Annotated in this window: 24 protein-coding genes and 1 pseudogene; 8 read left to right on the top strand and 17 right to left on the bottom strand. The window is 62.4% G+C overall.

The annotated features are described in order from the left end of the window. Positions 1–147: 147 nt before the first annotated feature. Positions 148–1,531: pseudogene (locus BFP99_RS21200) on the top strand (diguanylate cyclase); the annotation flags it as partial. 132 nt (positions 1,532–1,663) lie between these two features. Here BFP99_RS21200 and BFP99_RS21195 read toward each other — a convergent pair. From BFP99_RS21195 to BFP99_RS21160, 8 genes are all read right to left on the bottom strand, one after another. Continuing rightward, positions 1,664–2,983 (bottom strand): OprD family porin, encoded by a 1,320-nt coding sequence (locus BFP99_RS21195; protein ID WP_065948310.1) that lies wholly within the window; start codon positions 2,981–2,983, stop codon positions 1,664–1,666. 150 nt (positions 2,984–3,133) lie between these two features. Further along, positions 3,134–3,967: a phosphodiesterase gene (locus BFP99_RS21190; RefSeq protein WP_065924658.1), complete on the bottom strand. Its 834-nt coding sequence runs from the start codon at positions 3,965–3,967 to the stop codon at positions 3,134–3,136. 10 nt (positions 3,968–3,977) lie between these two features. Then, a complete protein-coding gene (locus tag BFP99_RS21185) occupies positions 3,978–5,009 on the bottom strand; it encodes an ABC transporter ATP-binding protein (protein ID WP_065948103.1) in 1,032 nt (343 codons plus the stop codon). Further along, positions 5,006–5,800, bottom strand: coding sequence for an ABC transporter permease (locus tag BFP99_RS21180; protein WP_065948102.1), 795 nt, complete (start codon positions 5,798–5,800; stop codon positions 5,006–5,008). The genes BFP99_RS21185 and BFP99_RS21180 overlap by 4 nt, the downstream gene beginning before the upstream one ends. Beyond that, positions 5,797–6,615: an ABC transporter permease gene (locus BFP99_RS21175; RefSeq protein WP_065948101.1), complete on the bottom strand. Its 819-nt coding sequence runs from the start codon at positions 6,613–6,615 to the stop codon at positions 5,797–5,799. The genes BFP99_RS21180 and BFP99_RS21175 overlap by 4 nt, the downstream gene beginning before the upstream one ends. Next, positions 6,616–7,620 (bottom strand): ABC transporter substrate-binding protein, encoded by a 1,005-nt coding sequence (locus BFP99_RS21170; protein ID WP_065924596.1) that lies wholly within the window; start codon positions 7,618–7,620, stop codon positions 6,616–6,618. Next, positions 7,604–8,623: a LacI family DNA-binding transcriptional regulator gene (locus BFP99_RS21165; protein WP_027607242.1), complete on the bottom strand. Its 1,020-nt coding sequence runs from the start codon at positions 8,621–8,623 to the stop codon at positions 7,604–7,606. Before BFP99_RS21165 ends, BFP99_RS21170 begins: the two co-directional genes overlap by 17 nt. A 719-nt stretch (positions 8,624–9,342) precedes the next feature. Further along, positions 9,343–10,011: a DUF2268 domain-containing putative Zn-dependent protease gene (locus BFP99_RS21160; protein ID WP_065948100.1), complete on the bottom strand. Its 669-nt coding sequence runs from the start codon at positions 10,009–10,011 to the stop codon at positions 9,343–9,345. 185 nt (positions 10,012–10,196) lie between these two features. Here BFP99_RS21160 and BFP99_RS21155 point away from each other — a divergent pair, with 185 nt between their 5' ends. The 3 genes from BFP99_RS21155 (at position 10,197) to BFP99_RS21145 (ending at position 13,484) form a co-directional block, all read left to right on the top strand. After that, complete coding sequence (locus BFP99_RS21155; RefSeq protein ID WP_027607243.1) at positions 10,197–11,294, top strand: carboxynorspermidine decarboxylase; 1,098 nt, start codon at positions 10,197–10,199, stop codon at positions 11,292–11,294. 28 nt (positions 11,295–11,322) lie between these two features. Beyond that, positions 11,323–12,567 (top strand): saccharopine dehydrogenase family protein, encoded by a 1,245-nt coding sequence (locus BFP99_RS21150; RefSeq protein WP_027607244.1) that lies wholly within the window; start codon positions 11,323–11,325, stop codon positions 12,565–12,567. A 677-nt stretch (positions 12,568–13,244) separates the two neighbouring features. Continuing rightward, on the top strand, positions 13,245–13,484 hold the full coding sequence (locus BFP99_RS21145; RefSeq protein WP_065948099.1) for a DUF6124 family protein: 240 nt from the start codon (positions 13,245–13,247) through the stop codon (positions 13,482–13,484). Between the two features lie 37 nt (positions 13,485–13,521). On the opposite strand, the gene glsB is transcribed toward BFP99_RS21145, so the two are convergent. Next, entirely contained in the window at positions 13,522–14,430 is a 909-nt protein-coding gene (gene glsB / locus BFP99_RS21140; RefSeq protein WP_065948098.1) for a glutaminase B, read from the bottom strand. 55 nt (positions 14,431–14,485) lie between these two features. Further along, positions 14,486–14,830, bottom strand: coding sequence for a hypothetical protein (locus BFP99_RS21135; protein WP_065948097.1), 345 nt, complete (start codon positions 14,828–14,830; stop codon positions 14,486–14,488). Positions 14,831–14,920: 90 nt separating this feature from the next. Between BFP99_RS21135 and BFP99_RS21130 the strand changes: the two genes are divergently transcribed. Continuing rightward, complete coding sequence (locus BFP99_RS21130) at positions 14,921–15,256, top strand: hypothetical protein (protein WP_065948096.1); 336 nt, start codon at positions 14,921–14,923, stop codon at positions 15,254–15,256. A 74-nt stretch (positions 15,257–15,330) separates the two neighbouring features. Here BFP99_RS21130 and BFP99_RS21125 read toward each other — a convergent pair whose 3' ends face one another. Further along, a complete protein-coding gene (locus BFP99_RS21125) occupies positions 15,331–15,741 on the bottom strand; it encodes a hypothetical protein (RefSeq protein WP_065948095.1) in 411 nt (136 codons plus the stop codon). Positions 15,742–15,851: 110 nt separating this feature from the next. On the opposite strand from BFP99_RS21125, the gene BFP99_RS21120 reads away from it, so the two are divergent. After that, positions 15,852–16,700, top strand: coding sequence for an AraC family transcriptional regulator (locus BFP99_RS21120; protein ID WP_065948094.1), 849 nt, complete (start codon positions 15,852–15,854; stop codon positions 16,698–16,700). Here the strand turns inward: BFP99_RS21120 and BFP99_RS21115 are convergent, their stop codons facing one another. From BFP99_RS21115 to BFP99_RS21105, 3 genes are read right to left on the bottom strand one after another with little or no spacing between them, the layout of a single operon-like run. Further along, entirely contained in the window at positions 16,701–17,489 is a 789-nt protein-coding gene (locus BFP99_RS21115; protein ID WP_027607255.1) for an ABC transporter ATP-binding protein, read from the bottom strand. Further along, the gene (locus tag BFP99_RS21110) at positions 17,483–18,472 is read right to left on the bottom strand and encodes an ABC transporter permease (RefSeq protein ID WP_065948093.1); all 990 of its coding nucleotides are present in this window, start codon (positions 18,470–18,472) and stop codon (positions 17,483–17,485) included. The genes BFP99_RS21115 and BFP99_RS21110 overlap by 7 nt, the downstream gene beginning before the upstream one ends. Further along, positions 18,459–19,517, bottom strand: coding sequence for an ABC transporter substrate-binding protein (locus BFP99_RS21105; protein ID WP_065948092.1), 1,059 nt, complete (start codon positions 19,515–19,517; stop codon positions 18,459–18,461). Before BFP99_RS21105 ends, BFP99_RS21110 begins: the two co-directional genes overlap by 14 nt. Before the next feature lie 235 nt (positions 19,518–19,752). On the opposite strand from BFP99_RS21105, the gene BFP99_RS21100 reads away from it, so the two are divergent. Continuing rightward, the gene (locus tag BFP99_RS21100) at positions 19,753–20,697 is read left to right on the top strand and encodes an aliphatic sulfonate ABC transporter substrate-binding protein (protein ID WP_065948091.1); all 945 of its coding nucleotides are present in this window, start codon (positions 19,753–19,755) and stop codon (positions 20,695–20,697) included. Positions 20,698–20,858: 161 nt separating this feature from the next. On the opposite strand, the gene BFP99_RS21095 is transcribed toward BFP99_RS21100, so the two are convergent. The 3 genes from BFP99_RS21095 to BFP99_RS21085 are packed head-to-tail and all read right to left on the bottom strand — an operon-like array spanning position 20,859 to position 24,098. Then, positions 20,859–22,334 (bottom strand): FGGY family carbohydrate kinase, encoded by a 1,476-nt coding sequence (locus tag BFP99_RS21095; protein ID WP_065948090.1) that lies wholly within the window; start codon positions 22,332–22,334, stop codon positions 20,859–20,861. A gap of 5 nt (positions 22,335–22,339) precedes the next feature. Then, on the bottom strand, positions 22,340–23,272 hold the full coding sequence (locus BFP99_RS21090; RefSeq protein WP_065948089.1) for a transketolase family protein: 933 nt from the start codon (positions 23,270–23,272) through the stop codon (positions 22,340–22,342). Next, positions 23,262–24,098 carry a transketolase gene (locus BFP99_RS21085; RefSeq protein WP_065948088.1) on the bottom strand — a complete coding sequence of 279 codons (837 nt, stop codon included), beginning with the start codon at positions 24,096–24,098 and terminating at the stop codon, positions 23,262–23,264. Before BFP99_RS21085 ends, BFP99_RS21090 begins: the two co-directional genes overlap by 11 nt. 361 nt (positions 24,099–24,459) lie before the next feature. Between BFP99_RS21085 and BFP99_RS21080 the strand changes: the two genes are divergently transcribed. Beyond that, a complete protein-coding gene (locus BFP99_RS21080) occupies positions 24,460–25,467 on the top strand; it encodes an ABC transporter permease (protein ID WP_027607262.1) in 1,008 nt (335 codons plus the stop codon). Positions 25,468–25,469 lie beyond the last annotated feature (2 nt).

The following is a 25,469-nucleotide window of genomic DNA, read 5'->3' as shown; positions in this document are numbered from 1 at the left end:
TTGTCCGGCTTTTTGCCACAATGAACAGTTGGTGCCGAGAGCGCCAACGGTTCCGCGTGAAGTACAACCGCCCATTTCAACCACTCATCTCAGGGCGCAATCACGTGCAGGTAAAACGCGTAAAACATGAAATACGCACACCCCACCAGCGCCAGCCCCCTGCTGAGCACGGCGCGCTCGACCGCAGCGCTGTTGGCGGTGCAACTGCACGAGCGCCAGCTGGAAGTGTCTTTGTTGAGCAAAGCACCGATCATGCGCAAGGGCGACCTGGACGCACCGGATATCCTCACGCTGATGGAACTGCGTACGCAATCACGCGCCGAATATGCCTGGATGGGCATCGCCGACGCCGATGGCCAAGTGCGCCAGGCCGTCAACGGGCTGCTGGTCAATCAATCGGTGCAGCATGGTTCCAGGCCGGCCTGCGCGGTGAGTACACCGGCGATCCCCACGAGGCAGTGCTGCTGGCCAAACTGCTGCCGTAACGCAAAAAGACGCCCTCCCCGATATCGAGGCCTTGATTGTCGACTTCGATGGCAAGGTGCTTTACCCCGAAGCCCTCGCGGGTGAACAGATACCCTCAGACAAGCTGCTCACGTCGGCCGGCTGGTTCTCCGGCAACGGCTACGTCACGGCCTCCGTCGCCGTGCCAAGCCCGTCCAACGCCAGGATGAACTGGTACATCATGGTGCGCCAGCCGTTGGACGTAGCCCTGCAACCGGCGCGCAGCCTGCTGTACAAATTGCTCGTGCTCGGCCTGCTCGCGGCGATCACTTTTGTAGTGGCCGCGTATTACCTCGCCTCCTCCCTCAGCCGTCCCATCGAGCGCCTGGCAAAGTCCGCCAAACAGGTGCAGGACCATCAGCCCGGCGCGGTCTTCCCCCAGGAACACCCGGTGCTGGAGATTGCCCAACTGGGACAATCGCTCACCGGCATGACGCAATCGCTGCTCGCCAAGGAACGTGAACTGCAAGACGCCAACGCCTCCCTGGAAGCCACCGTGGCGCAACGCACCGCCGACCTCACCCAGGCCAACGCCGACCTGCTCAAGCTGGCCACCCACGACGCCCTCACCGGCGTGTTCAACCGGCGCCGCTTCGACGAAAAACTCGCCGAGAACAGCCTGCTGTTCCAACGTACCGGCCGCACCTTCGCCCTGCTGCTGATCGACGCCGACTATTTCAAGCGCGTCAACGATACCTACGGCCATGCCATCGGTGACGATGTGCTGTGCCAACTGGCAGCCCTGATAGAAAACACCACGCGCGCCACCGACTTCGTTGCCCGTTATGGCGGAGAAGAATTCGCCGTGCTGCTGCCGGAAGTCGAAGCGCCGGACAGCCCTGACGTGGTCGCCGAAAAGATCCGTGTGGCTGTCGAGGCGGCAGTGTTCCCAAGCGTGGGTCGCCTGACCGTGAGTATCGGCGTGGGCGTGGCCGAGCCTTCTGACCGCGACTCCCTGGCATTGCTCAAGCGCGCGGACATGCGCTTGTATGAGGCCAAGGGCGCGGGCAGGAATCGGGTGACGTGAGCAAGCCCCCCTGTAGGAGCGAGCTTGCTCGCGAAGAACCCAAGGACACCGCTGGCATTCTGAACAGGCGCGTTATCGTTGACATTTTTCGCGAGCAAGCTCGCTCCTACAAAGATGAGGGGCTCAGCGGTACTACATCAACGGAATCGAATAACTCACAAACACCCGATTCTGGTCCTGGTCCCGCGCCACTTCACTGCGTGACACGCCGTTACGCCAGCCGAAGCCGACGTTCTTGAACGTGCCGCTCTGCACCACGTAATCCAACGAGATGTCCCGCTCCCACTCGCTGGCGTCGTTGCCGCTGGTGGTGAGGATGTGCTCGCCCTTGAGGTACATGACCGAGGCCTTCAGGCCGGGTACACCCAGCGACGCGAAGTCGTAGGCGTACTGGGCAAAGCCGGTGCGTTCGCCGGCCTGGATGAAGGTCTGTACGGTACGGTCGGTGTAGAGGTACAGGCTGGCACCGCCCTCGCCTTTGTTCACCAGGCCGCCCTGGTTGAGTTGGGCGAAGTTGCTGTCGTCCGAGACTTGCTGGTAACCGGCAGTGATCGCGTGCGGGCCCAGGGAGTAGATGAACGCGGCGCTCCAGGTGTTGTTGTCGATTTCACCGTTACCGTTCTTGGTATAGCCGCCCAGCTTATAGCCTTCGGCACGGCCGGCGGCGCTGCTGTTTTTACCGTCGGAGCTGGTCTTGAAGTAGCGCAGGTCGGTTTTCAATGAGCCGTATTCGCCCAACGGCAATACGTGGATCAACCCGGCGAAGTGTTGTTGGTAATAGTCTTCGAGGTTGGCGTAGTAGTACTGGACCATCAGGTCCTTGGTCAGCTGGTAGTCCGCACCGGCGTAGGTAAATTTATTGCTTTCCTGGGTACCGCCCGCCGCTGCCAGGCCACTGCGGTCGCTGGAACCGCGACCGGTGGTGTGCTCAAGCTGGCCGCCGACCAGGGTCAGGTTGTCGATGTCCTTGCTGGTGACCTGCCCGCCTTCGAACGACTGCGGCAACAGGCGGCCGTCGTTGCTCACCAGGATCGGCAGGTTCGGGCGCAGGTAGCCGTAGCGCGCTTCGGTCTTGGCAAAGCGTGCCTTGGCCGTCGCGCCACCACGGGCCCAGTTATCCGTGGCCTTGCCGTCTTCGGTGGGGATCATCGAGCTGCCGACATGGCGCGCGGCGCTGCTGTCGAGGGTCACGCCGAGCATGCCGATGGCGTCCAGGCCAAAGCCGACGGTGCCGTCGGTAAAGCCCGACTGGTAGTTGAGGATAAAGGCCTGGCCCCACTCTTCGGTCTTCGACGGTGCCGCCGTGCCGTCGCGGTTGTCGTTATTGAAGTAGAAGTTACGCATGCTCAAGTTGGCTTTGCTGTCGCTCAAAAAGTCAGCAGACGCCAAGGGGCTCAGGGCAATGCCCAGGCCGCCGGTCAATACACTTAATACATTCAACGTGGCTTTCATCAGGACGAACTCCGGCGCGGAACCCAGGTTCCGGGCGCAAAAAATGGGCAGCAGGATGCCGTCGGCCAAATGTGAAGTTGGCCGCGGCGTTAACGGTTATTCAGTTGCTTAGTTGTTAGCGAGTTGAGTGAAGTGAAACCTCCGTAAACCTCAGTCAATCAATCCATGAGCGTCATAAAACGGGTACGGCCCCGGGTAATCCCCGAACACGCCGTTGTGGCTGATCAGGCCCTGTTGCGCATCCCAGCGATGCAACAGATACCCCGCCGGCTCCAGGTTGAAATGCGCGGGCGCGGCGTCCTGCAGGTCCAGCACAATCTGATGGGAAGTACCGGGGCACACACAACTCAAGCTGCCGCCAAAGCGTCGTTGCATCGGTCGGTGCAGGTGCCCGCACAGCAGGCGTTCCACTTGCGGGTGGCGAGACACAACTGCTTCCAGCGCCGCAGCGTTGATAAAGGGTTCGCGGTCCATATGGCCGATGCCGCTGATAAACGGTGGATGGTGCAGGATCAGCAACGTCGGCACGTCCGGGCGTCGTGCCAGTTGCGCGTCCAACCAGTGCAATTGGCTGTCCAGTAGCTGGCCGCCGTGCCCACCCGGGATAGTCGAGTCCAGGCCGATCAAGCGCAGCGGATGCTCGTCCACCACCCAGTCCAACGGCCCCTCTGCCGACAACGGCAAATAGGCGTGATCACGGAATGCCTCGAGCAACGGACCGCGTGTGTCGTGGTTGCCGGGCACCAGGTAGCACGGCATGTGCAGGCGCGCGAGTTCGGGGTGCAGCACGGCGTATTCATCGGCGCGGCCGAAGTCCACCAGGTCACCGCTGACCACCACGATATCGGGCCGTGGGTGGCTGGCGTTCAAATGGTCGACGGCACGGCGCAGCGCGCCCAGGGTATCGACCACCCCATACGTCAGGCGCTGGCCGGCTTTAAGGTGCAGGTCGCTGATTTGCGCAACAAGAAACGGACGATTCACAAGCAAACTCTCACGCATTCAGGGTGAACAACATGTGCGGCGCAATCGCCAGGGCAATCGGCGCGCCGACGGCGTACAGGTGGTTGTCGCTGCTGTCCACCAGCAGCGGTTGCGGGCCGCCCACGTCCACCAACAGGCGGCTTTGCGCGCCCTGGAAAAACTGCGCCAATAGATGGCCGTGCAAGTGCCCTTCGCTCTCCATCACCCGCAAGTGTTCGGGGCGGCAGTACACCGTGTTGGGCACGTCGACGGCCTGCCACGGCAACTCGCCGCCGCAGACTTTCAGGCCATGGGCTGTTCGCGAGGTGACGGCAAAGGCATTGAGGTTGCCGACAAAACCGGCGACGAAGGCATTCGCCGGCTTTTGGTAGATCTCCCGTGGGCTGGCCAGTTGCGCGACGCGGCCGTGCTCCATCACCAGGATACGATCGCCCAGGGCCATGGCTTCGCCCTGGTCGTGGGTGACAAATACCGAGGTGATACCGAGGCCGCGCAGCAGTTCATTCAGCTCGCTGCGCAGGCGCTCACGCAATTGCGCATCCAGGGCGGCCAGCGGTTCATCCAGCAACAGCACTTTAGGGCGCGGCGCCAGGGCACGGGCCAGGGCCACCCGTTGACGTTGGCCACCGGACAATTCGTGGATGCTGCGCTTGCCATGCTGTTGCAGGCCGACCAACTCCAGCAGTTCCTCACAGCGCTTGTTCCGCGCAAGCGGCGCCATGCCGCGAATCTTCAAGCCGTAGATGATATTGCCGGCCACATCGAGGTTGGGAAACAGCGCGTAGTTCTGGAACACCATGCCCACGTCGCGGCGCTCGATGGGCAGGCGGGTGACGTCGTCGGTGCCGAAAAAAACCTGGCCCACATCCGGGCGTTCCAGGCCGGCAATCAGGCGCAAGGTGGTGGTCTTGCCGCAGCCGGACGGGCCGAGGATCGCCAGGGTCTCACCGCCTTCGACGGTCAGGTTCAGGTCATGCACAGCCACGGTGCCGTCGGCGAATGCCTTGCGACAGCCTTGCAGGCGGATAGTGATAGCGGTCATCGACGCTCTCCACGGGACAAACGAGCGCTGATGGCCTGCAACGCAATCAGCAGCGGCACGATCATCAGCAAAAAGATAAGGGTATAGGCGCTGGCGATTTCCAGGCGCGCCGAGGCGTAGCTGTCGGCCAGGCCCACGGGCAATGTCTTGGTCATCGGCGTGTGGAGCATCCAGGTCAGGTTGAACTCCCCCAACGACAAGGTCACCACCATCAGCACGCCCGCCAGAATCCCCGCCCGGCAGTTGGGCACCACCACGCTGAAAAAGCGCCTGATCGGCCCGGCGCCCAGACTGGCCGCCGCCTCTTCCAGCACCGGCAGTTGCTGGCGTTGCATCACCGCCATCACCGGACGTACCAGGAACGGCAAGGTGAACAACACATGGCCGACCAGGATGAACAGCCAACTGCTGCGAAACGTGCCGAACTGGCCATAGGTGAGCAGCAACGCCAGCGCACTGGCCAGCCCCGGCATCGCCACGGGCAGCACCATCAGCTCTTCGAAGGCACGGCTGAAGCGGTTGTTCATGCGCACCAGCGCATAGGCCGCCGGCACGCCGATCACGCAGACACACACCGCGCACGCCAGGGCCAATTGCAACGACAGCCATACGGTGGGCGAATAGGCCTGCCATACCTGGATCAGCCAGTCGAACGTCAGGCCGCTGGACAGGCCGACGAAGAAATTGCGCGTCAACCCGGCCAGCAACGACATCAGCACCGGCACCAGCATGAACGCGCACACCAGCAGGGTGAACAGCAGTTGCATCACAAACAGCGATGAGCGTTTCACAAGACCGTCCCCGCATTTTTCACCAGGCGTCGCGTGAGCAACAGCACCGCCCAGGTCACCGCGCCGAGCACCACCGACAACGCGGCGGCGACGGCAAAATTGGCGTAGTTGGTGAATACATTGTAGATCGCCACCGGGGTTACATTCAGGCGCGTGCCCAAGGTGAACGCGGTGCCGAACGCGCCCATGGACGTGGCGAAGCAGATCGCACCGCAGGACGCCAACGCCGGCGCCAGGCCCGGCACGATCACGTCGCAGACCACCCGCCAGTGCCCTGCTCCCAGCGAATGCGCGGCTTCTTCCAGGCTGCGGTCGAGGCTTTCGCACGCGGCCATCACCGTGAGGATCACCCGCGGAATCGAGAAGTACAGGTAGCCGACAAACAGCCCGGCCAGCGAGTAGGCAAAGATCCAGCGCTCACCGGCCAATTGCAGGCCCAGGGACGCCAGCAACCCCTGGCGCCCGGCCAGCAGGATCACCAGGAAGCCCACCACCACCCCCGGAAACGCCAGGGGAAACGTGAGCAACGCCACCAACGCCGAGCGCCCGAAAAACTGCTGGCGCGCGAGGAACACGCCGCTGATGCCACCGATCAACAACGCGGTGAACGTCACCACGATGGCCAGCACGCAGGTCTGCGCCAGGCTGCCCAGGTACTGCGCGCTGCTGAGCACCTGCCAATAGCCGCTGCCGTGGCTGTCGCGGCTATCGGCGCCGAGCAGCATCAAGTGAGCCAGCGGCAACAGCCAGAACGCGAACAGCACCGCAAAGGCCGGGGCCAGCGCCCAGGCCGCTTGTTTTGCCGATGCAGCCACTTACTTGACCTCGTTCAGGTAACGGGCGGCGAAGGCTTCCTGCACAGCGGCCATTTTCTGATAGTCCACCACACCGGCGCGGGCGTAATCGCTGTCGGGCAGGAACTGCGCGGCGACGTCGGCCGGCATGTTCACTGGGCGTACCGGGCGCAAGTACGCCTTGGCCCAGAGGGCCTGGCCTTGGTCCGACAATACGAAGTCCAGCACCTTCTCGCCATTGGCGCGGTGCGGTGCGTTGGCCACCAGGCTCATCACATAGGGCACGCTGATGCTGCCTTCCTTGGGGATCACGAAGGCGACGTTGGCGTTGTCCTTGTAGCGGGCGCGGTAGGCGTTGAAGTCGTAGTCCACCAGGATCGGCAACTCGCCGGACAGTACCCGCGCATAGGCGGTCTGCTTGGGCACGATGGGGGCGTTTTTCGCCAGTTTCTGGAAGTAGTCGATGGCCGGGGCGAAGTTGTCCAGGTCGCCGCCCATTGCGCGGTTGATCGCCACGGCAGAGACGTAACCGACGAAGGCGCTGGACGGGTCCAGGTAGCCGACCATGCCTTTATATTCAGGCTTGAGCAGGTCGGCCCAGCTTTGCGGCACCGGCAGGCCACCCAATGCCTCGACGTTGACCATGATGCCCAGGGTGCCGGAGTGGATCGCAAACCACTGGCCGGCGGGGTCTTTCAACCCGGCGGGGATCTGTTCCCAGCCCTTGGGCTTATAACCCTCGACCACGCCGGCCTTTTGCGCCTGCAAGCCGAAGGTCACGCCGTAGTAGACCACGTCGGCGACGGGCGCGGCCTTTTCGGCCACCAGTTGCGCCAGGGACTGGCCGGAGTTCTTGTTGTCCAGCGGCACCTGCACACCGGTGCTGGCGGCGATGGCCTTGAGCTGGGTGCCCCAGTCGGCCCAGTCCGGCGGGCAGTTGTAGCAAATCGCGGTGTCGGCGGCCTGGGCCAGGCTGGCCACACCGCAGAGCAGCACGGTGGCCAGGGTTTTACTGAATGCGCGCATCAAGGGACTCCTCAAAGGGTTGGGTACTTTCGCCCGGCCGGATATGGCAAGGCAGGCAATGGGAAATGGGATCGTTGCCGGCGATCTGCGCCAGCAGTTGGTCAATCACCGTGCTGGCCAGCAGCGCGATGGGCTGTACCACGCTGCACAGGGTCGGGTGCATCTGGGTGCCGAGGGCGATGCCGTCAAAGCCCATCACCGACAGTTGCCCAGGTACATTCCAGGCGTTGCGGCGCAGCTCGGCGATCAGGCTGATAGCCAGGAAATCGTTGGAACACACCAGCGCGCTGGGGGCGTCGGGGCCGTTGAGGTACGGCTGGATGGCAGCGAATTCAGCCTGGGTATGGGCGGGCATTTCGATCACCGCGCGGCTTTTGAGACCGTATGCCTTCATCGCGTCGCAGTAACCGGCATAGCGCAGGCGTGCGCGGTCGGACTGCAAGGCGGGGCCGGCGACCATGCTGATGCGTCGATGACCGGCCTCCAGCAGGTAACGCGTGGCCAAGGCCATGCCGGCGCGGTTGTCCACCGACACGGCGCTGTAGTTGGGGTTGCTCGGTTGGTGATAGGCCAGCACGAACGGCGTCCGTTCGGTATTCAGGCTGCTGAGCACGCTGTTGCTTTCGGCATCGGTGACCGTCAGCACCAGGCCATCGACGCGCTGGCGCAGCAGTTCTTCCACTACGATGCACTCGCGCTCGCTGCTGTAGTCGGTGGTCGCCAGCACCAGGCTGTAGCCACGCAAACGTGCGGCACGCTCCATGGCCTGGAACTGTTCGGCGAACACCGGGTTGAGCAGGTTGGGCACCACCACGCCGATCAACTGGGTCGTTTGCAGGCGCAGTTGGCGGCCGAGCAGGTTGGGCCGAAACCCCAACTCCCGGGCAGCGGCGAACACCTGCTCACGGGTCGCCGGGCGCACCTGGTCGGGGGAGGCAAAGGTACGAGCGGCAGTCGCGCGGGAAACGCCGGCCAGTCGCGCGACGTCTTTCAAATCAGTCATGGTCACTCGCTTGAGATCGATCTCATTGGCGAGGACAGTAACGGCGAAATGTGGCAGGAAGGTGGTGGGCAGATGACGGTTTGATGGCAGCCAGGCCCGGGCACGCTCTTACGAAAACCAATCCACCTCACGGCCACACCCCCGTAGCAGCTGCCGAGCGCAAGCGAGGCTGCGTCGGGCGCGCTGCCGATTCAGGATCGAGTCGCGGCCGACGCAGCCTCGCCGGGGCTCGACAGCTGCTACGAAAAGCATCCATCTCACGGCCTCACCCCCGTAGCAGCTGCCGAGCGCAAGCGAGGCTGCGTCGGGCGCGCTGCCGATTCAAGTCCGAGCCGCGGCCGACGCAGCCTCGCCGGGGCTCGACAGCTGCTACGAAAACCAATCCACCTCACGGCCCCACCCCCCGTAGCAGCTGCCGAGCGCAAGCGAGGCTGCGTCGGGCGCGCTGCCGATTCAGGATCGAGTCGCGGCCGACGCAGCCTCGCCGGGGCTCGACAGCTGCTACGAAAACCAATCCACCTCACGGCCTCACCCCCGTAGCAGCTGCCGAGCGCAAGCGAGGCTGCGTCGGGCGCGCTGCCGATTCAGGATCGAGCCGCGGCCGACGCAGCCTCGCCGGGGCTCGACGCCGCGGGTTTGCGCGGTGTTGGATAGGACGGTAGCTACATGCGATCGCGCTGAAAGCAGGCAAGCCTGCTGGCTCTATCCGCCGGTCCTCGTCAGGCACGAATCACCAGGCCCTCCTCAGCCGCGATCGCCAGGATGTCTTTGGCTGAAACGTTGAGCCAGGTATCTGCATCAGGCGCTCCTACCGATGCCAACCATAATCCGACCACCTGATAACCCAAGGCATACCCCAGCCATCGAGGCTTGTCGCCGGTGCCAAAAAACCAGGTGCTGTGATCGTAGTACGTCGCCTCAAGCTCTCTAAGGTGTGCAGGAAAACGCCTGAGTGCATCAAGGCTGAACGCCCTCTCCCACGCCTCGGCTTCGCTGCCCAGCACATGCTGTACAAACCGTCCCGCCAGACCTTCGCTGACCAGGGCCTCCCCCAGCGTCCAGCCATACCCCGGTCCAGCCATGCGCAGGCAATGATGCACCTCATGCACCACATGCCGACTCATTGCGCCGCCTTCGAGGCTCGTGGCGAAATTTGGGTTGTCGGGGTCCAGGGTCAGGGAGAACATCGTGCTGCGATAAGCACGGCCAACCAGGCCCAACTCCGGGATGGTTTCGCCCGGCAGCCGTTGAATCAGAACATCCAAGCGTGGTGGTGGCATCACTTGGGAGATCCCCCGGTAGGCAACATCGAACGCTTGCATCAATTCCTTGCGATGCGTGGCCAACGAGCCCGATGCTTCCAACCAGTGCAGTGTCCACGCGTCCATTCTCACCTCTCGTCATCCCAACGTCGTGTCGTCACCCCAGTGGCTCATCATACCCACGGGCTGTCACATTGGCAGGTCAGATTAAAAGCGGCGCAGCAAAATCCGCCCACTAACCTTTCGATTCGATCCAAGTGCGGGCACAATGCGTGTCCTTTTTTGGCAGGCACCGCCGCAGGCTCTCAAAAATGATCAAAACGCCGTACTACCTCATCGATAAACAGAAGCTTCTGGTCAACATGCAGAAGATTGCTTACGTGCGCGAGCAGTCCGGCGCCAAGGCCCTGCTGGCGCTCAAGTGCTTTGCCACCTGGTCGGTGTTCGACCTGATGCAGGAATACATGGACGGCACTACCTCGTCGTCGCTGTATGAGTTGAAGCTCGGTCGCCAGAAGTTCGAAGGTGAGGCGCACGCCTACAGCGTGGCCTGGGCCGATGATGAAATCGAAGAGATGCTCGATAACTGCGACAAGATCATCTTCAACTCCATCAGCCAGCTGCAGCGTTTTGCCGAACGCAGCGAAGGCAAGACCCGCGGCCTGCGCGTCAACCCGCAGGTGAGCAGCTCCGACTACCTGCTGGCCGACCCGGCGCGTCCGTTCAGCCGCCTGGGCGAATGGGACCCGGTGAAGATCGAAGGCGTGATCGAGCAGATCTCCGGCTTCATGTTCCACAACAACTGCGAGAACGGCGATTTCAACCTGTTCGACCAGATGCTCAACACCATCGAAGAACGCTTCGGCGCGCTGCTGCACAAGGTCAACTGGGTCAGCCTCGGCGGCGGCATCCACTTCACCGGTGAAGGCTATGCCATCGACGCCTTCTGCCAGCGCCTCAAGGCGTTCTCGCAGAAGTACGACGTGCAGGTCTACCTGGAACCCGGCGAAGCGGCGATCACCAACAGCGCCTCCCTGGAAGTCACCGTGCTCGACACCCTCTACAACGGCAAAAACCTCGCCGTCGTGGACAGCTCCATCGAAGCCCACCTGCTGGACCTGCTGATCTATCGCCTCAACGCCAAGCTGGCGCCGAGCGAGGGTGAACACACCTACATGGTGTGCGGCAAATCCTGCCTGGCCGGGGACATCTTCGGCGAGTATCAATTTGATCGTCCGCTGGCCATCGGCGATCGGCTGTCGTTCATCGACACCGCGGGCTACACCATGGTCAAGAAAAATTGGTTCAACGGCCTGAAAATGCCGTCCATCGTAGTGAAACAACTCGACGGTACAGTCGAAGTGGTTCGTGAATTTGGTTACGACGACTACCTGTCCAGCCTTTCGTAAGCTGGCGGATATAGGAGAAATAAAGCAATTGAAAAAGAACGTTCTTATCATTGGTGCAGGAGGTGTCGCCAAGGTGGTGGCCCACAAGTGCGCGCAGCACAACGACGAACTCGGTCGTATTGCTATCGCGTCGCGCAACATCTCCAAATGCCAGGCCATCATCGACAGCGTCAAGGCCAAGGGTAGCCTCAAGGTTCCCGCCGACATCCAGGCCTTCGCGCTGAACGCCCTGGACGTGGAAGCGACCAAGGCCCTGATCCGCGAGACCGAATCGCAGATCGTCATCAACGTGGGTTCCGCGTTCCTCAACATGTCGGTACTGCGTGCCTGCATCGACACGGGCGTTGCGTACCTCGACACCGCCATCCACGAAGAGCCGGGCAAGGTCTGCGAGACCCCGCCGTGGTACGGCAACTACGAATGGAACCACCTGGAAGAGTGCAAACAGAAGAACATCACCGCCATCCTTGGCGTGGGCTTCGACCCGGGTGTCGTCAACGCGTATGCCGCGCTGGCGCAGCAACAGCATTTCGACCGCATTGATTCGATCGACATCCTCGACGTCAATGCCGGCTCCCATGGCAAATACTTCGCCACCAACTTCGATCCGGAAATCAACTTCCGCGAATTCACCGGACAGGTGTGGAGCTGGCAGAACAGCCAGTGGACCAGCAACACCATGTTCGAAGTCAAACGCACCGACGACCTGCCGGTCGTGGGTTCGCAGAACCTCTACCTCACCGGCCACGATGAAGTGCACTCGCTGTCGAAAAACCTCGACGTGCCCAACGTGCGTTTCTGGATGAGCTTCGGCGAACACTACATCAACGTGTTCACCGTGCTGAAAAACCTCGGCCTGCTCTCCGAGAAGCCGGTCACCACCGCCGAAGGCCTGGAAGTGGTGCCGTTGAAAGTGGTCAAGGCCGTGCTGCCCGACCCGTCTTCGCTCGCCCCGGGCTACACCGGCAAGACCTGCATCGGCGACCTGGTCAAAGGCACCAAGGATGGCCAGCCGCGTGAGATGTTCATCTACAACGTGGCGGATCACGAAGAAGCCTTCGCCGAGACCGACAGCCAGGGCATCTCCTACACCGCAGGCGTTCCACCGGTAGCCGCCGCGTTGCTGGTCGCCCGTGGCGAGTGGGATGTGAAGCACATGGCTAACGTCGAGGAACTGCCGGCTGAGCCGTTCCTCAAGGCGCTGGACGTGATGGGTTTGCCGACTCGCATCAAAGACGAGAACGGTGACCGGGCCTGGGATGCGATTGCCTGATAGGCGATAGTTGACCGAACAAAAAAATGCGCCCGAAGGGGCGCATTTTTTGTTTGGGGTAGGTAGCGATTACAAACCAATGAAGATCCAAATGTGGGAGGGGGCTTTTGTGGTGAGCGGGCTTGCCCCGCGCTGGGCTGCGAAGCGGCCCCAAAACCGGCCAATGGGTTATGACTGAAAAAACGCGGTGCCTGGATTGGGGCTGCTTCGCAGCCCAGCGCGGGGCAAGCCCGCTCACCACAGAGTTATGTATAAGCCTTTAAGAGTTGTGTAGATACTCATGCCCGATGAGGCCGTGTCAGTTGATGCATCTTGGCTGACACACTGCTATCAGGGGCAAGCCCCTCCCACAGGGATAGCACTTCGCCCCAGACTCTCAGAGTTTTCCCACGACTGTTTCAGGTTGTCGATCGGAACGCGGCTGACTAACCTCTGCGCCGTCGCTGCCAATTCAGCGACCGGATTTGACCGTCCGGCCTTGTTAACGAACTGCTACGCCCTGCACCTATCCCAGGCGTTTTTTTTGTGCCTGAGGTATCGTGTCGCGGCAGTTGTGCGCGGGATACTTTCGGGTATGCCGGGTTCGTTGACAACCGGTCGGTCAACCCGCGTACAGCTGCCACCCTCTTCGTTTGACCGCGAACGCTGGCGGCTCCACTTGTCGACGGAGTTCCACCATGATTAAAGACACCCCAAATCCTCCAGATAAACTCTTCACCGTGCGCCCCGACCTGGGCACGGAAACCCTGCTGGTCAACGCCTCCCAGGATCTATCCTCCATCACCGACATCGCCACTCACCTGGCCTTTGAAATCGACGGTGCGCAACGCAATGTGGCGTTGGGCATCTGCCGAATGCTGGAAGGTGTGCAACTGTTGGTAGACAAAGCACTGGATGACGCCCATCCAGCGGCATGACACCCAGATCATCGTTCCCACGCGCGTGGGAACGATCTCAAAACACCGACCACCCAATCCGCTCACTCAACAACTCCAACGCCTTGATCCCCGCCAGCGAATTCCCCGCCGCGTTCAACTCAGGCGACCACACGCACACCGTAAACTGCCCCGGCACCACCGCGACAATGCCGCCGCCCACACCGCTCTTGCCCGGCAAGCCCACGCGATAGGCAAAATTGCCCGCCTCGTCATACAGCCCGCTGGTGGCCATGATCGAGTTGACTTGCTTGGTCTGGCGCGCGGTGAGGATCTGTTCGCCGCTGTGGGCGCTGGTGCCCTCGTTGGCCAGGAAGCTGAAGGCTTTGGCCAGGTCCAGGCAGCTCATCTGCAAGGCGCAGTAGTTGAAGTAGCTGTGCAGCACCGCGTCCACGTCGTTATGGAAATTGCCGAAGGACTTCATCAGATAGGCCATGGCCGCATTGCGCGCACCGTGCTGGGCTTCGGAGTCGGCGACCACGCTGTTGACCAGGATCTGCGGGTTGCCCGACAGGCGCCGCACGAAGTCGCGCATCGACAGGATCGGCACGGCAAAGCGTGATTGGTTGATGTCGCAGATCACCAGCGCGCCGGCATTGATGAAGGGGTTACGCGGGCGGCCGCGTTCGAATTCCAGTTGCACCAACGAGTTGAACGGCTGCCCCGAAGGCTCGTGGCCCAGGCGTTCCCAGATGGTTTCACCACCGTGGTCGATGGCCTGCACCAGGCTGAACACCTTGGAAATGCTCTGCACCGAGAACAGCGTATCGGCGTCACCGGCTCGGTAGGCCGAGCCGTCGTTGCCGTATACCGCGATGCCCAGTTGGTTGGCCGGTATATCGGCCAGCGCGGGAATGTAGTCGGCGACTTTGCCGCGGCCGATCAGGGGGCGCACTTCGTCGAGGATCGACTCCAGCAGCGCCTGCATGTCTTGTCCTGTCATCTGTCTTTGAATCAGTGGAAAGCGGGGTGCGGAGGATACTTCAATGGGCGCGGAAGCCCCACACAATCTCTACCACCCGCTCGGCCACCACCAGATAAACCAGGATCAGCAACAGTTGCAATGCCAGGTGATAACGCAGCTTGGCCAACCGGCGAATGCCATCGCTGACGTTCAACAGCATCAGCACTGTCGACAGAAGGATCAGCCCCCACCCCGCCACGCTGGAGGCGAACACCCCGATAAACAGGTCCTGCTGCCCCACGAGAGTATTGGTACCCGCCGCAAACAGCAGCGCGCACACCAGCAGGTTTTTGACGTTGTCGAAAACTTGCGTGCTCAGGTCGTTTTCCAGCAGGGCCACATACCGCTTCCATAACGTGCGCATGAGTCATTACCGGGTGGGGATCACTCGTCAATCAAAGTAGTCCATATGCCGGTACACTGCACCGTTGCGCTTACTCCACGAGGACTTTGCATGAAATTAATAATTGGCCTGGCCGCTTTACTGCTGGTATCGGCCTGTACCACGACCCCACCCGCCCAGGACGCTGCGGCGTCCACCTGCCTGGCAGGCGGCGGTACCATGAAGCAAGTCGGCAAGCTGCAGAGCTGGAAATGCATCACCCCGTACAAGGATGCGGGCAAGGCATGTACCGATTCGAGCCAGTGTGAAGGCGAGTGCCAGACCAGCGTCACCACCCAGTCCGGCAACGGTCCGGTGACCGGCGCGTGCCAAGTGGATAACGGCCACTTCGGCTGCTCGGCGACGGTGGAGAAAGGCAAGCTGGGCCGAGCGAACTGCGTGGACTGAGCCATACCACCAACCCATGTGGGAGCGGGCCCGCGGCCAGACCCGCTCGCACATTTTTTGCTCCACTTTACCCTTCAAAAATGCGCCACATCCGACACCCGCTCATCCAGCACATCCCGCGCCAGTGCCCAGGCCTGGTCCTTGGATTCCACCACCAGCAACGGGTAGCCCCAGGCCTTGCTGAACATCACCGCGAACGGCTTGAGTGCCAGGCGTTTGGCGGCGCTGGGCTCAACTTGGATCATGCCTTTGACGAACATGCGCAGCGCCTGTTTGTTTTTCTTCATCCAGATCGACGCCTGCTTACGCTCTTCGTGGGAGTGCTCATGGTTGTTTTCATCCACGGATTTTTCGTGCAGCAACATAAAGGCCTGCTCCCTCGCCAATAGCCCTTCAAAGGCCAGGAAAGCATCCTGCGGCCCACCTTCGCTGGGCGCATCGAAGACGATTTTCACCACAGGGAACGTTGTACTGTCGAGTCGCATGGCAAAGCTCCTTAATGAGAGTGGATCTCAATATAAAGCTCGAACCCCTGGACGGCATTGCACAGAATAGCCAGACTGTTTCGCAATCCGGCCAACTTGCGACCCGCGCCATGAAGCACCACCGTCTTGATCTGCTCGACCCGTTGATGGCCAAGGACGCCGACCTGTTCCCCCGCGCCGTGGTGGCCGTGGGCGCCACCAGCACGTCGGACACCTGGGAACATGCCCAGCACGCCCACCGCAAGGGCCAGTTGATGTACACCCTGCGCGGGGTCATCCACTGTGAAATCGAAGCGGGAATCTGGATCGTGCCGCCCCAGTGTGCACTGTGGATTCCCGGCGGCACGCCCCATGCGGCGCGTGGCTCTGGCGAGGCCGAGGTGTATTGCCTGCTGATCGACCCCGACGCCGCCCACGCCCTGCCGCCGCAATGCTGCACCCTGGCCGTGTCCGGGTTGCTGCATGAGCTGATCAGCAAGGCCGTCAGCTTCCCGCAACTCTATGACGAGGCCGGCGCCCAAGGCCGCTTGATCAACACCTTGCTGGATGAACTGGCCGCCGCCCCGGTCGAAGCCCTGCACCTGCCCATGCCCCAGGACGCACGCTTGCGCCGCCTGGCCAACAGCCTGCTGGCCGACCCGACCGACAAAGCCACCCTCGGCCAGTGGGCGGTGCGCATCGGCATGAGCGAGCGCAGCATGACGCGCCTGTTGCTGGAGGAATTGGGCCTGAGTTTCGGCCGCTGGCGCCGGCAGTTGCATGTAATCCTGTCCCTGCAACGGCTGGCCAAGGGTGAAAGTGTGCAACGGGTGGCCCTGGACCTGGGTTATGAAAACGCCAGTGGCTTCATCACCATGTTCCGCAAGGCGGTGGGCCAGCCGCCCGCGCGTTACCTGGCGGACCGTGCCGGTGTCTCAAGTACGACCACCCAGGCCATTGCGCTGAAAGACGCCCACTGACTACCAGTTTTCGCCCAACCCCAGCAGGCCCAGTATCTGCCGCCGCAGGTCCACCAGGTAAGGATCGTCCCGGTGCCGTGGATACGGCCTATCGATGCTCAACTGTGCCTGGATCTTCGCCGGGCGGTCGCTGAACACAATCACCCGGTTGGCCAGCAGCAAGGCTTCTTCCACATCGTGGGTCACCAGCAGGGCCGTGTAGCCCTGGCGCTGCCACAGGTCGATCAGCTCTTTTTGCATGGTGATGCGGGTCAGGGAGTCGAGTTTGCCCAGGGGTTCGTCGAGGATCAGCAAACGCGGCTGGTTGACCAGGGCACGGGCCAACGCCACCCGCTGGGCCATGCCGCCGGACAACTGCCGGGGATAGGCACGGGCGAACGGGCCAAGGCCGACCTTGTGCAGGGCCTCATCGACCTTAGCCGAATGGGTCTTGAGCAGGCCCTGGGCTTCGAGGCCGAGGGCGACGTTGTCCCACACGCGGCGCCACGGGTACAGGGTCGGGTCCTGGAACACCACCACACGGCTCGGGTCCGGGCCGGCGATGGGTTCGCCATCGGCCAGCAGTCGGCCGGAGTCCGCCGGTTCCAGCCCCGCCACCAGGCGCAGCAAGGTGGACTTGCCGCAACCCGACGGCCCGAGCAATGCCACAAATTCTCCCGGCGCCACGTCCAGGGACACCCGCTCCAACACCGGCAAATGCCGGCCGTCCAGCGCAAAACCATGGCTGAGGTTTTCTATGCGCAGCGCCAATCCTTCCAAAGCCGATCCCGCGTGTGCCAGGGCTACCATTTCATCGCTCCTTTCTGCCAGGCCAGCAACCGATCACGCACCAGGAACAACCCGGTGATCAACCCCGAACAGGCCAGCGCCATGATCAGCAGTGCGGCGTACATGTTCGCGTAGGCCGCCCAGCCCTGGGCCCATTGCAGGTACCAGCCGATGCCGGATTTGACTCCCATCATTTCCGCCACCACCAAGGTTGAGAATGAGGCGCCCAGGCCCATGAACAGGCCGACGAAGACGTGAGGCAACGCGGCGGGAATCGCCACCTTGAAAATAAGAAAACCCGGCCGGGCGCCAAGGGTGCGCGCCACGTCGTAATAGGCTTTATCGACGCTGGCCACGCCGGACCAGGTGAGCACCGTGACCGGAAACCAGGTGGCCAGGGCAATCAAAAACACACTCGCACTCCAACTGCTGGGAAACAGGAAAAAACACAGCGGCAACAACGCCGTCGATGGCACCGGGCCGAGGATGCGCAGCACCGGGTGCAGCCAGTAGCCGATCCGCGTGGACCAGCCAATGGCGACGCCGGCGACAAACCCGGTGGCCGCGCCCAGCGCCACCCCCGAGCCCAGCAGCAGCGCCGAATGCAGCAGGCTGTCGGCCAGGCGTGGGTAGTCTTCGATGTACACCGCGAGCAAGGCTTGGGGCGGCGCGAAGAACGGCACCGGCAACAGCGCAAGCTTGGCGGTGAGCAACTCCCAGAGGCCCAAAAGCACCGGCAAGGCGATCAGCCAGGGCGCGGCCGTGCGCAAGCGCAGCGCGAGTGTCGACAGCCTGCGCCCCAGCAGGCTCAGCACGATGAACAACGCCGCCACGCCCACACAGAGGTTGGCCAAGCCTTGGGTCATCGGCCAATTGCGCACCGCGTTGGGCCAGTAGCTGATCAGCAGCGCAACGGCCACCCAGGCCGCCACCACCGCCGCGCCTTGCCACCCGAGCTTGAGCGCCACAGGCGGGTTGAGGACGGTTGCGTCAGTTGAAGACATCGGCAGTGATCTCCTTGGCAAACGCTATCGGGTCGGTGCCTTTGCTGATCACTTCCACGGTTTTCAGGTCGGTGACGTAGGTGGTGATCTCCTGGGTCAGCGCCGCGCCGACCGCGTGGTGGCCGTGGGTGTGGTCGTGGAGGATCGCCTGGACTTCTTCGGTGGAGGTGTTCAGTGCGTAGGCCTGGAAGCCTTTGGCGACGTCCTCCGGGTGCTGCACGGAATAGTCATGGGCTTCGAGGATCGCCTGGGTCAGCGCCGCGACCACGCGCTTGTCTTCGCGGACCAATTTGCCGGTGACGCCGACCACGCAGCAACTGAGATTGGCGTATTCCTCCACCAGGTTGGTGGACAGCTCCCGCGCCACGCCGGACTTGATCAGACGGTACATGAACGGATCACTGCCGCTCACCGCCTGCACTTCACCACGCTCCAGCGCCGTGCCGAGCAGGTCGGCCGGGTACAGGCGCCACTCCACATCGCGCACCGGGTCGACGCCGTGTTTTTTCAGCAGGATCGAAAAGAAATTGCGGTCCGGGCTGGCCATGTCGGTGACGCCTATGGCCTTGCCCTTGAGGTCTTCCAGCTTGCTCACGCCGCCGTTGGCGGCACTGAGCAACCGCAGGCAACCGCCATGGGTGCCGGCGGTGAGCTTCACGTCAAAGCCCTGCTCCAGGGCCTTGAGCCAGCGCAGCGCCATACCCACGCCTGCGTCGGCCTTGCCGGTAGCGATGGCTTCCAGCAAGACCTCGGTGGAGTTGCCGAAGTTGACCAGTTCCACGTCCAGGTTGTGCTTGGTGAAGAAGCCCTGCCCATGGGCGATCACCACCGGCGCCAGGCACACCGCGTTGAGGTTGACTGCCAGTTTGAGTTTGCGCGGTGCGTCGAGGCGGATGAACTCACCGGTGCCGGCAGGCTCCTGGGCGGTAGTGTGGCCGGCGTGTGCGTCGGCGGAAAAACCCAGGCGCGGCAGCGACAGGCTGGCCAGGGTGAGGCCGGCCAGACCCAGCAGGCGGCGACGGGTCAGGTGATCAAAAGCAGCCATGCGAACTATCCCTATTTAATGGATCAGCCCACTCCAAAGAAGGGCCGAAAGCGTCAAAAAAACCATTTTGATTATATTAATGACTGACTTTTATGAAAGAACCATATAATTCTATGGTTATGCCTGATGGGCAGGAAGCGGATGAAAGCGCCCTAAGCTCAGATCGAAAGAGTATTTATCGAATGGTTTTTAGATCATTAAGCTTGGGCATATTTCGTTGAAAATCGAGCCCACCATGCCCCTTCGTAGTCCCCTCGCCGCTGTATTAGGATTGCTGGCTTTTTCCGTCGCTGTCAGTGCGCAAGCCCAGGAAACCGTGCGCATCGGTTACCAGAAATCCTCCACGCTGATCACCCTGCTCAAGACCCAGGGCACCCTGGAGAAAGCCCTCAAGGCCGACAACATCGAGGTGAGCTGGCATGAGTTCCCCAGCGGCCTGCCGCTGCTGGAAGCGCTGAACGTCGGCAACGTGGACATCAGCGCCGACGTGGCCGACACCGTGCCGATCTTCGCCCAGGCCGCCCAGGCCAAACTCACCTACTTCGCCCAGGAAGCGCCCTCGCCTTCGGCCCAGGCCATCGTGGTACGCAAGGACTCGCCGATCCAACAGTTGGCGGATTTGAAGGGCAAGAAGATCGCGGTGACCAAGGCCGCCGGCACTCACTATCTGTTGATTGCCGCGCTGGCCCAGGCCGGCCTTGCATTCTCGGATATCGAGCCGGCTTACCTGTCGCCGGCCGATGGCCGCGCGGCGTTCGAGAACAACAAGGTGGACGCCTGGGTCACCTGGGAACCCTTCCTCACCAGCGTGCAGCGCCAACTGCCGACACGCACCCTGGCGGACGGTGCCGGGCTGGCCAGTTACAAGCGTTACTACCTGACCGGCACGCCCTACGCCAAGGCGCACCCGGAGGTATTGAAGGTGGTGTATGCGCAGCTGGAAAACGCCGGCCACTGGGTAAAAACCAACCCGCAGGACGCGGCAAAAGTGCTCGGCCCGCTGTGGGGCAACCTGGATGCAGCCACGGTGGAAGCGGCGAATGCGCACCGCAGTTATCAGGTGCAGCCGGTGACGATTGAGCAGTTGGGTGAGCAGCAGAAGATTGCCGATGCGTTCTTCAAGGCGGGGTTGTTGCCCAAGGCGGTGGATGCCAAGGATGTGCAGACCTGGCGGCCTTGAAGGCGGGTGTGATCTCAATGTGGGAGGGGCGGTGCGACGATTCGACAAGCCCGCTCACCACAACAGCCCTATCTGCCGGACGTTCAGTGTTGAGTCAACGTTATGTAGATCCCTATGCTCATCGGCGGCAAGCCCCTCCCACAGTTGGTTTGCATATGCGGTTAGAGGAGTGTTCGGGCTAGAGCCTTTTTCCACTCTGAGTAACGCTCCGCCATCGCCGGATCCTCCTGCGGCTCAAAGCGCTCGCGCTGGCGCTGCAACTGCCCCAGCGCCGCATCACTCGCCCACACCCCCAACGCCCGTCCCGCCAGGTGCGCGGCGCCCAATGCCGAAACCTCCGGCGACAGGCTGCGCACCACCGGGCGTTGCAGCAGGTTGGCCAGGAACTGCATCAGCCAGCGGTTGCGCGTGGCGCCGCCATCCACCCACAGTTCCTTGAGCGGGCTGCCGATGTCTTGCTGCATGGCTTCGAACACATCGCGAATCTGATAGCCGATGGATTCCAGCGAGGCGCGCAGGATGTGCGCGCCGGACGTGGCTTCGCTCAACCCGCAGATCAGCCCATGGGCGTCGGCCTTCCAGTGCGGTGCGCCGAGGCCGGACAGCGCCGGGACAAAATACACGCCGCCGTTATCCGGCAATTGCGCGGCCTGTTCGGTCAGCGCATCCAGGGATTCTCCCGCCACCAGCTTCGACGCCCACTGCACGGCAGCGCCGGTATGGACGATATTGCCTTCCATGCCGAAAGTAGGTTGGCTGCCATCGTGCCAGGCCAGGGTGGTCGACAGGCCATGGGTGGAGGCAATCGGCCCGCCCATGGGCGTCATCAAGGACGAACCAGTGCCGAGGGTGGCCTTGACCAGCCCCGGCGCGAAACCGCCCTGCCCGTACAGCGCCGCATGGGAGTCGCCGATCATCGACATCACCGGGATGCCGGCGGGCAAGCCGCCCAACGCGACGGTTTCGGCGAAGAAACCGGCGCTCGGCCGGATCGGCGCCAACGCCGCAGCCGGAATGCCGAACAGCGCCAACAGCTCAGGATCCCAGGCGCAGGTGTGCAGGTTGAACAGTTGGGTGCGTGCGGCGTTGGAATAGTCGGTGGCGAACACCTGGCCGCCGCTGAGTTGCCACAACAGCCAGCTGTCGACGGTGCCCAGGCAGATATCGCCTGCAGCAGCGCGGGCGTGACCATCCTCAAGGTGATCGAGAATCCAGCGGAACTTGCCCGCCGAGAACATCGGGTCCAACGCCAGCCCGGTCTTTTCCAGGATCAGCGCTTCATGGCCCTGCTCATGCAGGTGCGTGCACAACGCCGTAGAGCGTCGGCACTGCCAACTGATGCACGGCGACAATGGCTCACCGGTATGCCTATCCCAAGCCACCACCGATTCACGCTGGTTGCTGATGGCCAACGCAGTGATCGGACGGTCCACCTGGGCCAGGCATTCTTCAATCGCAGCCAACGTGTTTTGCCAGATCAGCAGCGGGTCCTGCTCGGAAAACCCGGCCTGGGGATGGCGGATGCTCAAGGGCCGCGAACCGCGCGCAATCACCTGGCCAAGTTCGTTGACCAGCACCGCCTTGGCGTTGCTGGTACCTTCATCTATCGCCAGGATCAGCGGGGTATTGTTATTCATTGAATTCACCGCAACCGAGTGGCAGCCGCCACGATCCCAGCCGCGTCGATGTTATGCAAGGCGCGGGTCGGTTCGCGGGCACCGGCGGCGGCGTACTCGCCATCGCCGATACCCAGGCGGATCAGGGCAATGCCCAACCCGGCTTCGGCCAGCACTTCGGCGACCAGGCTGCCGACGCCGCCATTGATGTTGTGTTCTTCCACGCTGATAACCGCGCGCGTGCCGCTCAAGGCGCTGAGCAACACATCACGCTGCAAGGGCCGGATCGACGACAGGTTGATCACCTGCGCCTGGATGCCCTGCTCCGCCAGCAATGCCGCTGCATCCACCGCTTCATGCACCACCGAGCCCAGGGCCACGATGCTCACATCGGCGCCCTGGCGCAGGATGTCGACCTGACCGGGCACAAACTGATAATCGGCGCCGTGCACGTCGGGCAAGGCTTTGCCGTCGAGGCGGATATACACCGGGCCGTGGTAGCGCAGCGCGTAATCGACGATCTGCCGGCACTCGACGGCATCGGCGGGGGCGAAGATCTGCACATTGCCAAACCCGCGCATCACCGAAATATCGTCGAGGCTGTGGTGGGTGCTGGCAAGCGGGCCATAACTGGTGCCGGCATTCAGGCCGAACATCTTCACGTTGGCCTGGTTGTAGCAGACGTCCACCTTGATCTGCTCATTGGCCCGCGAGATCAGGAACGGCGCCGCATTGCAGGTGGCGGCGATCTTGCCGCCCAGGGCCAGGCCCGCCGCGACGCTGACCAGGGATTGCTCGGCAATGCCCACATTGATCAGCCGCTCGGGAAAACGCTGGGCAAACGGGCCGATCTTGGCCGTGGAGGTGGAGTCGCTGACCACCGGCACTACGTCCAGCCCGGCATCGACGGCAGCGATAAACGCTTGCACCATGACGCTCGCCAAATGTTCACTCGCCATGGTTCAACTCCTCCAGTGCTGCGTTGATTTCATCACCCTTGGGCACGCGGTGGTGCCATTCGGGGCGGGCTTCGATAAACGACACGCCCTTGCCTTTAATGGTGTGGGCGATCAGCACCTGGGGCGCGCCGGTCTTGGTCTGCATGCTTTCCAGGGCTTCGATCAATTGGCCGACATCGTTACCGTCGCACTCGCTGACGCGGAAGCCAAAGGCCGCCCATTTCACGTCCAGTGGGTCCAGCGGCATGATCTCGGCGGTCAAACCGGCAAGCTGCAGCTTGTTCTTGTCGACGATCACAAACAGGTTATCCAGGCCGTACTTGGCCGCCGCCATCGCCGCTTCCCAGTTGGAGCCTTCGGCCAGTTCGCCGTCACCGGTGAGCACGTAGATGCGCTTGTTGCTGCCGGACATCTTCGCCGCGAGGGCCAGCCCGACCGCCACCGGCAAACCGTGGCCGAGGGCGCCGGTGTTCAGTTCGATGCCGGGGGTTTTCTGGCGTACCGGGTGGCCGGGCAGGTGCGAGTTGAAGTGCTGGTAGGTGGGCAGCCACTCGGTGGGGATGTAGCCCGCCTGCGCCAGGCAGCAGTACAAACCGCCCACGCCGTGGCCCTTGCTCTGGATATAAATATCGCGCTCGGGGTCTTCGGTGCGTTCCGGGCCGGTGTTGAGGACGCGGAAATACAGGGTGGCGAGGATGTCGGTTTCGGAAAGATCCGCCCCGGTGTGCCCGCCGGCCGGTGAGTCGGCGTTCAGGCGGATCACATGGCGACGAATCAGGCGGGCCTGTTCCTTGATCTGGTGGGCGTCGTACTGGAAGGCATTCATGCAGCGGCTCCTTTGAGGCTGACCACGCGGGGTGAAAGTGTCCAAGGCTGTCTTTGAATATTTATTCAGCAGTGACAATATATTTCTATTTAGACGCCGATCCTCCGGCAGGTCAAGTGAGCGAACCGCCGAAAAATCAAATAAAACTCGGAAATCCCCCTCGGACAAACGGCCAAAATCCCACGCCGGCTCCTCTAGACCGTGGCTTTGCGCCGGGCAAAAACACCGTTTCAGCGGCAGGCAAGAAAAATTAAGCGCTTGACTTTGACACGGTGTCACTGGAATCTGAATTAACAGTCAGGCACGCATAAATATTCAAGAAGCCTGAAGCACTCCAAAAAAAATAACTCAGGAGAACACTGTGGACGCCAAAGCTATTGTCCAGCACCCGGCCGAACTCAAGCCGCCACCTCGCCCACGTATTGTCAAACTGCTGCCCAGTAATATCGGCGGCCCGTTGATCGGGCTGGTGCTGCTGGTGCTGGTCTTCTCCTTCAGTTCCGAATTCTTCTTCTCGTTGCGCAATGGCCTGAACATCCTCGATCAGGTCACGGTGCTGGGCATCCTGGCGATCGGCATGACGGCGGTGATCGTGATCGGCGGCATCGACCTGTCGGTCGGCTCGGTGCTGGCCTTCTCGATGATGATGCTCGGCTGGCTGTATCAGGATCAGGCGGTGCCCCTGGGCTTTGCGATTCCGATCTCGATTGCCAGCGGCATGCTCGCCGGGCTGGTCTCCGGCGCGTTGATCACCTACGCCAAGCTGCCACCCTTTATTGCCACGCTGACCATGATGTCGGTGGCCCGTGGCCTGGCGAATATCCTCACCGAAGGCCGGCAGATCGTCGGCTATCCGGACTGGTTCACCAGCCTGGCGACGGTGCGTCACTTCGGTTTCCTCTCCGCCACCGTGGGCCTGTTCCTGGTGATGCTGGTGGTGGCCTGGGTGTTCCTGCGCTTTCGTGCCGGCGGCCGCAACCTCTACGCCATGGGCGGCAGCCCGGAAGTGGCGCGGCTGTCGGGCATCAAGGTGCGGGCGATTACCCTCTGGGTGTACGCCATCAGCGGTGCGCTGGCCGGCATCGCCGCCGTGACCCTGGCCGCGCGCCTGGACTCCTCGCAACCGAGCGCCGGGCTGAGCCTGGAGCTGGACGCCATCGCCGCCGTGGTGATTGGCGGCGCAAGCCTCAGTGGCGGCGTCGGCAGCATCGGCGGCACCCTGGTGGGCGTACTGATCATTGGCGTATTGCGCAATGGCCTCAACCTGCTGGGGGTTTCGCCCTTTATTCAACAAGTGGTGATCGGCGTGGTCATCGCCCTCGCCGTCACCATCGACACCCTGCGACGCCGCTCCAGCACTGCCCGTTAAAC

It is taken from the genome of Pseudomonas sp. 1 R 17 (assembly GCF_900067035.1).
GTDB lineage: Bacteria > Pseudomonadota > Gammaproteobacteria > Pseudomonadales > Pseudomonadaceae > Aquipseudomonas > Aquipseudomonas marginalis.
Note: the sequence above shows the minus strand (reverse complement) of the source record. Positions and strands in the feature narration are given on the sequence as shown.

Bases quoted from the DNA above. Each gene is read 5' to 3' on its own strand.
- BFP99_RS21195 (WP_065948310.1), bottom strand. From the start codon at position 2,983: ATGAAAGCCACGTTGAATGTATTAAGTGTATTGACCGGCGGCCTGGGC.
- BFP99_RS21185 (WP_065948103.1), bottom strand. From the start codon at position 5,009: ATGACCGCTATCACTATCCGCCTGCAAGGCTGTCGCAAGGCATTCGCC.
- BFP99_RS21170 (WP_065924596.1), bottom strand. From the start codon at position 7,620: ATGCGCGCATTCAGTAAAACCCTGGCCACCGTGCTGCTCTGCGGTGTG.
- BFP99_RS21165 (WP_027607242.1), bottom strand. From the start codon at position 8,623: ATGACTGATTTGAAAGACGTCGCGCGACTGGCCGGCGTTTCCCGCGCG.
- BFP99_RS21160 (WP_065948100.1), bottom strand. From the start codon at position 10,011: ATGGACGCGTGGACACTGCACTGGTTGGAAGCATCGGGCTCGTTGGCC.
- BFP99_RS21155 (WP_027607243.1), top strand. From the start codon at position 10,197: ATGATCAAAACGCCGTACTACCTCATCGATAAACAGAAGCTTCTGGTC.
- BFP99_RS21145 (WP_065948099.1), top strand. From the start codon at position 13,245: ATGATTAAAGACACCCCAAATCCTCCAGATAAACTCTTCACCGTGCGC.
- glsB (WP_065948098.1), bottom strand. From the start codon at position 14,430: ATGCAGGCGCTGCTGGAGTCGATCCTCGACGAAGTGCGCCCCCTGATC.
- BFP99_RS21135 (WP_065948097.1), bottom strand. From the start codon at position 14,830: ATGCGCACGTTATGGAAGCGGTATGTGGCCCTGCTGGAAAACGACCTG.
- BFP99_RS21130 (WP_065948096.1), top strand. From the start codon at position 14,921: ATGAAATTAATAATTGGCCTGGCCGCTTTACTGCTGGTATCGGCCTGT.
- BFP99_RS21125 (WP_065948095.1), bottom strand. From the start codon at position 15,741: ATGCGACTCGACAGTACAACGTTCCCTGTGGTGAAAATCGTCTTCGAT.
- BFP99_RS21120 (WP_065948094.1), top strand. From the start codon at position 15,852: ATGAAGCACCACCGTCTTGATCTGCTCGACCCGTTGATGGCCAAGGAC.
- BFP99_RS21115 (WP_027607255.1), bottom strand. From the start codon at position 17,489: ATGGTAGCCCTGGCACACGCGGGATCGGCTTTGGAAGGATTGGCGCTG.
- BFP99_RS21110 (WP_065948093.1), bottom strand. From the start codon at position 18,472: ATGTCTTCAACTGACGCAACCGTCCTCAACCCGCCTGTGGCGCTCAAG.
- BFP99_RS21105 (WP_065948092.1), bottom strand. From the start codon at position 19,517: ATGGCTGCTTTTGATCACCTGACCCGTCGCCGCCTGCTGGGTCTGGCC.
- BFP99_RS21100 (WP_065948091.1), top strand. From the start codon at position 19,753: ATGCCCCTTCGTAGTCCCCTCGCCGCTGTATTAGGATTGCTGGCTTTT.
- BFP99_RS21095 (WP_065948090.1), bottom strand. From the start codon at position 22,334: ATGAATAACAATACCCCGCTGATCCTGGCGATAGATGAAGGTACCAGC.
- BFP99_RS21090 (WP_065948089.1), bottom strand. From the start codon at position 23,272: ATGGCGAGTGAACATTTGGCGAGCGTCATGGTGCAAGCGTTTATCGCT.
- BFP99_RS21085 (WP_065948088.1), bottom strand. From the start codon at position 24,098: ATGAATGCCTTCCAGTACGACGCCCACCAGATCAAGGAACAGGCCCGC.